The sequence below is a fragment of the Mesorhizobium sp. M7A.F.Ca.CA.001.08.2.1 genome, from assembly GCF_003998455.1.
In the GTDB taxonomy this organism is placed as follows: Bacteria; Pseudomonadota; Alphaproteobacteria; order Rhizobiales; family Rhizobiaceae; genus Mesorhizobium; species Mesorhizobium ciceri.
The window spans coordinates 1-8,006 of record NZ_RZPW01000250.1 but is presented as its reverse complement, the minus strand read 5'-3'; the positions used below and the strand labels follow the sequence as shown (position 1 = coordinate 8,006).

Below are 8,006 nucleotides of genomic sequence, written 5' to 3'. Positions count from 1 at the left end.
CCCCAAGCGCGTCGCCGCCCTGGAAATCCGTGATGGCGATCGGCAGCGGCTCGACGTTGCCCTTGTTGACGTTGAGCTCGACGAGCGCCAGCGCCGGCAACGTGCCTGCCGCGGTCATGCCCATCGCCATTGCTGCGACCATCAGGAGCGGCTTGAGGATTGATTTCATGTCTTCTCGCTTCTCGTACTGATTTTCGGATGACAGGGCCTTAGAGGCCGAGCATCTCCCTTGGATCGAAGGTGACGCGGACGTCGGCCCAGATGTCCTGCTTGCCGGCGGGAACTTGCAGGCCGGTGACATCGCATTTTTGCACCGCACGAACGGCACTTTCGTCGAACTGGCGATTTCCGCTCGACTTTTCGACCGCCGGGCGCCCGTCCAGCTTACCGGATGCATCCAGGTTGAACCGCACCACGACGAGGAAGTTCTCGGAACCTTCAAGGCCGACAGGAAGGGTCCAGCAGCCGCCGAGCTGGCTTTCCAGGGCACCCATTTCGGACCTGGAAAGCTTCTGACCTTGGTCCTTGTCGCCGCCGAGCGACGCCTGCTGGGTCGAGCGCTTGGCGCCGCCGCCGGATGGTTTCTGCTTGTCGAGGAGCGCGGAGATCTCGTCGGCGTTGAATTGCTTGTCATCGGATTTCGGCTTCGACGACGCTTCCTTGACCGGCTTGTCGGCGTCCTTGCGCTCCGGCGCCTTGGCGCTTTCGGCCTGCGCCGGCTGCGGCTTCGGCCGCGCTTCCGGCGCGGGAGCGGAATCCGGCAGCTGCGTCGCCTCGGCGGGCGGCTCCTGCGCTATGGCTTCAGCGACGGCGTCGGGCTTGACCTCGGGCGTCGGATCGATGGCAGCGGTCTTGTCCTGCGGCGGCGGGGTCGGCGCCGGCTTGGCCGGGGTCGGCTTGGGATCGGCCTGCTTGACCGGCTCGGGCTTGACCTCTTCCTTGGGCGTCGGCGCCGGCGCCACTTCCGTTGCCGGGGTGGGCTTGGGCTTCTCCTGCGGCTTCGGCACGTCCTCGGGCTTCGGCTTTTCGATCGGGGTCGGCGCGGGCGGCGGAGCCGAGGTCATGTCGACGGGCTTCGGCTTGGCTTCCGGCGTTATCGGCTTGTCGGTGTCGACGCTGTTCTCGCCGACCTTCTGCGCATCCGGAACGATGTCCGGGCGCTGCGTCGGCACAGGCGCCGGCTTTTCATGCATCACGGCCTTCTTGTCGCCCTGCAACGTCTGCGCAATGGCTTCCATCGGCACGATATCGACCGCGACCGACTCGACGTCGGACGACGGAAGTGCCGCCGGCGCCGTCAGCGTGAACAGGCCGAAGGTCAGCGCCGCCGTATGCAAGATCACCGATGTGGTGAGGCCGGTCTTCATCGCGCGTCTACTGGTCCTGTTCCTGCAGTGAAACCAGGCCGATGTTCTTGTAGCCGGCGGCCGAAATGCGGGCCATCACCTTCATCGCCGTACCATAGTCGGTGGACTTGTCGCCGCGGATGAAGATGCGCTCCTCATAGCCGGTCTTGGAAATTGCCTGCAGCTTGGCTACCAGTTCCTCGATCGGGATTTCGGTTTCCTGCAGGTAAATCTGGCCGGCGGCGTTGATCGAGACGGTGATCGGCTGCGTGTCGGCATTCATCGCCTTAGCCTGCGTATCCGGCAGGTCGATCGGCACGCCGACCGTCAGCATTGGCGCCGCGACCATGAAGATGATCAGCAGCACCAGCATCACGTCGACCATCGGCGTGACGTTGATCTCGGACATCAGTGCATGGTGACGGCCGCGCCGCCTGTGGCCGCGCCCGCCGCGTCCTGCCATGCCCATGGACATACCCATCTGCTACTCCTCAGGCCTTGGGGGCCACTTTTTCATCGATTTGGCGCGAGAGTATGGCGGAGAACTCGTCGGAGAACCCTTCCATGCGCACGGCTATCTTGCTCGCATCGGACGACAGCTTGTTGTAGGCGATGACGGCGGGAATGGCGGCGAGCAGGCCGATGGCCGTCGCCAACAGCGCTTCGGCGATGCCCGGCGCAACCACGGCGAGACTGGTATTCTTGGAGCCGGCGATCGCCTGAAACGACGTCATGATGCCGATGACGGTGCCGAACAGGCCGATGAAGGGTGCCGCCGAGCCGGTGGTGGCAAGGAAGCCGAGGCGGCCTTCCAGCTTTTCCATCTCGCGGGTCAGCGCCAGGTCCATCGCCTTGTCGATGCGGGTTTGCAGGCCGAGCGGCGACTTGGCGCCCTTCTCGAAACTCTTCTTCCACTCGCGCATGGCCGCCACGAAAATGGCGCCCATGCCGGTGGTCTTGCGATCGGCGAGCGTGCGGTAAAGCTCCTCCAGCGACTGCCCCGACCAGAACACCTGCTCGAACCGGTTGAGCGCCAGCCGCATGCGGGCATAGGAAACCAGCTTGTCGACGATGATCGCCCAGGTCCAGACCGAGGCGCAGAGCAGGCCGATCATGACCAGCTTGACCACCCAGCTGGCCGAAACGAACAGCGACCAAACCGACAATTGCGCGCCCGGATCGGCGAGTGCGATATTTTCCATCGTTACGTCCTTAAGATTTTCCGGGCGAAGCTGGCGGCTGGCCCCTGGCATCCCTTGTGGTCGGTTCGCACGAAGCTACCGGAACAACCCCAAACTGTGCCGTTGTCGGCCTTTTCAGGGCAAATATTGGTGAAAGGAAGGCGTTCGATAACGCCAATCTTCACCAATCTCTTCATGAACCGTTATGGTTAAGGATGGGTTAGTATATAAGGCGCGGCGCATTGCCACGCCCGCACAGTTGTAACGCCATCATCCAAGCGCGAAGTCAGGATGGGTTGAGATTCAGGTCAGGCCGAGCCGAAAGCGGCGGTTTCCGAGAACCGGAGCGGAGGGTACTTGAAGCACCCGAGCACCGGAAGCGCAGGGAATCACCGTTTGCAGGCCGGCATCACCTGAATATCATCCCATCCGGGGCATGAATGCCGCCACCCATTCCTTGGGAAAGCGCCTTGGGCGGCCATTCTCGCCGATGATCGCCGCCTCGACCTTGGCCTCGACCAGCACCTCGTCGCCGCGCTTGAGCTGTTGCGCCATGAAGATGCGCGCGCCGGAAATCTCCTCGGTGCGGGTGTCGACGGTCAGGATGTCGTCGATGCGGGCCGGGCCGCGAAAGTCGATCTCCATGCGGCGCACCACCCAGACTATTCTTTCGCCATGCTTGCCGTCGGCAAGCTCTGTGTGGTGCACGCCGGTCAGCCTGAGATAGTCGGAGCGGCCGCGTTCGAAGAATTCGAGATAGCGCGCATGATAGACGACGCCGGAGAAATCGGTGTCGGCATAGTAGACCCGCGCCATCAGCCGGTGGCCGAACGCCGTCAGCGCACCGGAAAGCCCGGCCAGCAGCGTCGCCGATTCACCATGATCGCCCATTGCGCTTCCTTTTTTAGTCCCGACGAGGCACCAGTTTCCCGCGGAACATAACATCGGATGGCACTGTTGACGGCGATGATCAAGAGTTTGACGGCGGCGCTGTTCGTGTTGGTGGCTTTGGCGCTGCCTGGCCAGACCGCGACATTCTCGATGAAGCGCGGCCTCAATCTCGACCAGTGGGTCACCTGGCCCGGCGAGGACCAGTGGGGCGACGCCAAGGCCATCCTGCCCTATCCGGAGTGGCGGAAATTCCTTGGGGAGGACGACCTCAAGGCGTTGAAGGATGCCGGCTTCGATTTCCTGCGCATGCCGGTCGATCCATCGCCCTTTCTGTCCGACCAGACCGTGGCCTTGCGTGACGATCTCTATGCCAGCGTGCTGGACTCGGTGCGCATGATCAACCGCGCCGGGATCAAGGTGATCGTCGACATGCACCTGATCCCGGCCGGCGGCAGCCGCAAGATCGGAATGGCTGAAGTGATGGGCGACCCACGGACCTTCGACGCCTATGTCGAGATGGTCCGCAAGATGGCCCGCACGCTGGCCAGCGAAGATCCCGCCCAGGTCGCCTTCGAGCCCATGAACGAACCGATCGTGGACTGCGACAGCGACGGCACCAGCCTGTGGCCGGACCGCCAGCGCAAACTGTTCGCGGCGGCGCGATCCTCGGCTACGAAACTGACCCTGGTGCTGACCGGCGCCTGCTATTCCGCCGCGAGTTCGTTGGAAAAGATCGACCCGAAGACGATTCCGGACGACAACGTCATCTGGACCTTCCATTCCTACGATCCGTTTCTGCTCACCCATCAGGGCGCAACCTGGGCCGGAGACTTCATTCCTTACGTGACCGGCCTGCCCTATCCGCTGAGTGCGGTGCCCAAGGCACAGCTCGACGTGACGCTCGACACCATCCGCGCCAGGATCAAGGCCGAGGCGCCATGGACGCGGCAAAGCGGCCTGCTTGCCTATCTTGACGAACAGGTCGCCAGCATGGACAGCCCCGACAGACTGCTCGGCTTGGTGGATGCGCCGTTCGAAAAGGTCGAGGCGTGGGCGAGGGCCAACGGCGTCAAGCCTGGAAACATCACGCTGGGCGAGTTCGGCATGATCCGTCAGGAATACGGCAATTCCTATGTGATGCCCGCCGGGTATCGGGCCGCCTATGTCAGGGACATGATCGCGCGTGCCGAAGCACATGGCTTCTCATGGTCGGTGTGGAGCTATGGCGGCGCCTTCGGCATCGTCGATGCCTTCAACGGCGACAAGGCCGAGCCGGATGTGATGGACGCGATCAAATCGCTTCACTGAGGCGATCTGGATTTAGCCAAGGTCGATCGACAGGATTTCCGGCCGCATCCCGAAACGCACCGGCAATATGCTGAAACCGAGCCCGCCGGAGACGATCAGATTGCGATCGTTCTCGACGACGTGGCCATAGGCGTAGCGGTTGCCGAAACGCGATGGCACGACCGGCGAATAGCCGAACAGCCGAATTTGTCCGCCATGGGTGTGGCCGGACAGGGTCAGCGAGACGCGCCACGGCACCTTCGGAAAAATATCCGGCTCGTGCGCAAGCAGGATGATGGGCGAGGTGTCGCTGACCTTGGCCAGCGTGCCGTCGAGATCGTCCAGCCCCGTGAAGCCGGCGCGGTCCCTGGTCGGCAGCAGAGCGAGCTGGTCGGCGAGCCCCGCAATCCACACACCATGCCCATCCTTTTCCAGGCGCACGACATCGTTCTCCAGCACCGGAATGCCGACTTTCTCCAGGGCCTTGCGCGCTACGGTCGGGCCGGCCCCGGCGCGCTGCGCGAAGCCATCTGCCCACCAGTCATGGTTGCCGAGAATCGAGAGCACGCCGAGCGGTGCCTTGAGGTCCGAGAGGGCGGAGGCCCATTGCGACGGCGTCACCGGGCCGGTCACCAAGGGCATGCCGGCGATATAATCGCCGAGCAGGACGATCACGTCCGGCTGCAGGGCATTCGCGTCTTCGACAAGTGAGGCGATCCGCTCCGGCGTCATCCATGGCCGGCAGGCATGGATATCGGCAAGCGCGACGATGTGCAGCTTCAGGCCATCAGGCCAATGCGGCGGCGTTAGCGCATAGCGTTTCACATGCGTCAGCAGCATCGGCTCTATGCCGGCCGCATAGGCGCTGAACGCGGCAACCGACAGAACCGACCCGCCGATGAAGCGCAGGAATCCGCGTCTGGTGATCATTGCGTGGCTCCGGCAAACCATCGGAGCGAGATTGCCCCGGGATGGCACCGCCACCAGAGCCGACGAATGCGCCGGCAAACCGACGAAGCCGAGGATATTTTGCGCAGGCCGCTCACAGATCCTTTGTCGGCCCGGAACCTGCGCCTGATCGCCCTGAGCGCTATTCTTCCTGGAACAGGTTGATCTGCTGTTGCGCCAGATCCTTCGGCGCGTCGAGGCCGAGATGGCGCCAGGCATTGGCCGTCAGCATCCGGCCGCGCGGCGTGCGCTGGATGAAACCCTGCTGGATCAGATAAGGCTCGATGATATCCTCGATGGCGTCGCGCGGCTCTGACAGGCCGGCGGCGATCGTCTCGATGCCGACCGGCCCGCCGCCGAAATTGCGCGCGATCATGCTGAGGTACCGGCGGTCGAGCGCGTCGAGGCCGAGCGCGTCGACTTCCAGCCGGGTCAACGCTTCGTCGGCGATCTTGCGGTCGACATGGCCATCGCCGGCCACCGAGGCGAAATCGCGCACACGGCGCAACAACCGGCCGGCGATGCGTGGCGTGCCCCGCGCGCGCCGCGCGATCTCCAGCGCGCCGTCGTTGCCGAGCGGCATTTGCAGGATACGCGCGCCACGCCGCACGATCTGCTCCAGCTCCTCGACCGTGTAGAAATTGAGCCGTACCGGAATGCCGAAACGGTCGCGCAGCGGATTGGTGAGCAGGCCAAGCCGCGTGGTGGCGGCGACGAGGGTGAAGCGGGCGAGGTCGATCTTGACCGAGCGCGCCGCCGGGCCTTCGCCGATGATCAGGTCGAGCTGAAAATCCTCCATCGCCGGATAAAGGATCTCCTCCACCGCCGGGCTCAGCCGATGGATCTCGTCGATGAACAGCACGTCGCCTTCCTCGAGATTGGTCAGCAGCGCGGCAAGATCGCCGGCCTTGGCGATGACCGGACCCGAGGTCGAGCGGAAATTGACGCCGAGCTCGCGCGCCATGATCTGCGCCAGCGTCGTCTTGCCGAGACCAGGCGGCCCGACGAACAGCACATGGTCGAGCGCCTCGCTGCGGCTCTTGGCGGCCTCGATGAACACTTTGAGATTGGCCCGCGCCGCCGCCTGGCCGACGAAATCGTCGAGCGTCTGCGGCCGCAAGGTCTGCTCGGCATCCTCGCCGCGTTTTTCCGGTGCAATCAAGCGGGGCGACAGGCTCATGCCGCCTTCCTTGCACACGGCAAGGGGCTGAACAAGCGGCGGCTCACCGCGCAAGTTCCTTCAGCCCGAAGCGAATCAGCTTCGGCGCATCGGCATCCTCGCCCGCCGTCTTCAGCGCCGCCGCCACCGCATTGGCGGCCGTGTCGCGCGAATAGCCGAGATTGACCAGCGCCGAGACCGCATCGGTGATCGGCGCGGATGCCACGCCGTCGCCGAGCTCCTGTTTCAGGCCGATGGTGCCCGAAGCGGTTCCGGCATAGGCCGGCGCCTTGTTCTTCAGTTCGGTGACGATGCGCTCGGCCACCTTCTTGCCGACGCCGGGTGCGCGAGAAACCATGGCGATGTCGCGCAGCGCAATCGCATTGGCGAGGTCGGCCGGCGCCAGCGTCGACAGGATGGCCAGCGCCACCTTGGCGCCGACGCCGGGAACATTGTTCATCAGCAGCCGGAACCACTCGCGTTCCAGCACTGACTGGAAGCCGTAGAGCCGCAGCATGTCCTCGCGGACATAGGTCTCGATGAACAGCACCACCGCTTCGCCGGGCGAAGGCAGCGCCGCCAGCGTGCGCGCTGAACAATAGGCGACGTAGCCGACGCCATGGATATCGACGAGGCAATGATCCTCGTCGACCTCGTCCAGCGTGCCCTTGAGCTTGCCGATCATTGGACGCAATCCCCGTTAGGGATGAGTATCGGGCGTGATGAGCTCGACATCTGGAAAGTACTTTCTGAAACCTGCGGGATCGCGAGTAAGAATGGGATAGCCTCGGATGGCAGCGTGAGCCCCAATCAAGAAGTCGGGCATCACCTTCTCTCGAGGTCCGCCCAACCGCCGATAGACCGAGAACGCTCTCGACGCAGCAAAGGCCGCCTCGAACGGGAGACTTTCGCGCCGGAACTCGTCTTCAGGCAAGGCATCATCGACATCGTCTATCGCCTCATAGCGCATCGAAAACTCGGCGTAGATAATCTGATTGATGACCAGGCTGCCTTGCTCGAGGGCAGACACCATTTTGGACCACGACCACTTTGACCAGACGGGATCGCGAACGGCGATATCGACAAGCACGTTGGTGTCGACAAGCGTCGCCAAGATTAGCGATCCCGGGTCAAAGCCATGACGGCATCGGCATTCATTGTCTGATCGCCGCTGCCCTCAAGCCGATCGAGCGC

General features: G+C 63.7%; 9 protein-coding genes and 1 pseudogene. 1 reads left to right on the top strand and 9 read right to left on the bottom strand.

What is annotated here, in order from left to right; translation table 11 throughout:
- From tolB to ybgC, 5 genes and pseudogenes are all read right to left on the bottom strand, one after another.
- Positions 1–169: pseudogene (gene tolB, locus EN914_RS39215) on the bottom strand (Tol-Pal system protein TolB); the annotation flags it as partial.
- 40 nt (positions 170–209) lie between these two features.
- On the bottom strand, positions 210–1,367 hold the full coding sequence (locus EN914_RS16500) for a TonB family protein (protein WP_013529147.1): 1,158 nt from the start codon (positions 1,365–1,367) through the stop codon (positions 210–212).
- Between the two features lie 7 nt (positions 1,368–1,374).
- Entirely contained in the window at positions 1,375–1,827 is a 453-nt protein-coding gene (tolR, locus tag EN914_RS16495; RefSeq protein WP_013529146.1) for a protein TolR, read from the bottom strand.
- Between the two features lie 10 nt (positions 1,828–1,837).
- Positions 1,838–2,548 carry a protein TolQ gene (gene tolQ / locus EN914_RS16490; protein ID WP_013529145.1) on the bottom strand — a complete coding sequence of 237 codons (711 nt, stop codon included), beginning with the start codon at positions 2,546–2,548 and terminating at the stop codon, positions 1,838–1,840.
- 399 nt (positions 2,549–2,947) lie between these two features.
- Positions 2,948–3,418: a tol-pal system-associated acyl-CoA thioesterase gene (gene ybgC, locus EN914_RS16485; protein WP_013529144.1), complete on the bottom strand. Its 471-nt coding sequence runs from the start codon at positions 3,416–3,418 to the stop codon at positions 2,948–2,950.
- 57 nt (positions 3,419–3,475) lie between these two features.
- On the opposite strand from ybgC, the gene EN914_RS16480 reads away from it, so the two are divergent.
- Positions 3,476–4,726, top strand: a complete 1,251-nt coding sequence (locus tag EN914_RS16480; RefSeq protein ID WP_024502923.1) for a glycoside hydrolase family 5 protein — start codon at positions 3,476–3,478, stop codon at positions 4,724–4,726.
- A gap of 12 nt (positions 4,727–4,738) precedes the next feature.
- On the opposite strand, the gene EN914_RS16475 is transcribed toward EN914_RS16480, so the two are convergent.
- The 4 genes from EN914_RS16475 to EN914_RS16460 form a co-directional block, all read right to left on the bottom strand.
- Positions 4,739–5,635 (bottom strand): metallophosphoesterase, encoded by an 897-nt coding sequence (locus tag EN914_RS16475; protein ID WP_024502922.1) that lies wholly within the window; start codon positions 5,633–5,635, stop codon positions 4,739–4,741.
- Positions 5,636–5,795: 160 nt separating this feature from the next.
- Entirely contained in the window at positions 5,796–6,833 is a 1,038-nt protein-coding gene (gene ruvB, locus EN914_RS16470) for a Holliday junction branch migration DNA helicase RuvB (RefSeq protein WP_013529141.1), read from the bottom strand.
- Positions 6,834–6,876: 43 nt separating this feature from the next.
- Positions 6,877–7,497 carry a Holliday junction branch migration protein RuvA gene (gene ruvA / locus EN914_RS16465; RefSeq protein ID WP_013529140.1) on the bottom strand — a complete coding sequence of 207 codons (621 nt, stop codon included), beginning with the start codon at positions 7,495–7,497 and terminating at the stop codon, positions 6,877–6,879.
- 15 nt (positions 7,498–7,512) lie between these two features.
- Entirely contained in the window at positions 7,513–7,926 is a 414-nt protein-coding gene (locus tag EN914_RS16460; protein ID WP_013529139.1) for a type II toxin-antitoxin system VapC family toxin, read from the bottom strand.
- Positions 7,927–8,006: the final 80 nt, after the last annotated feature.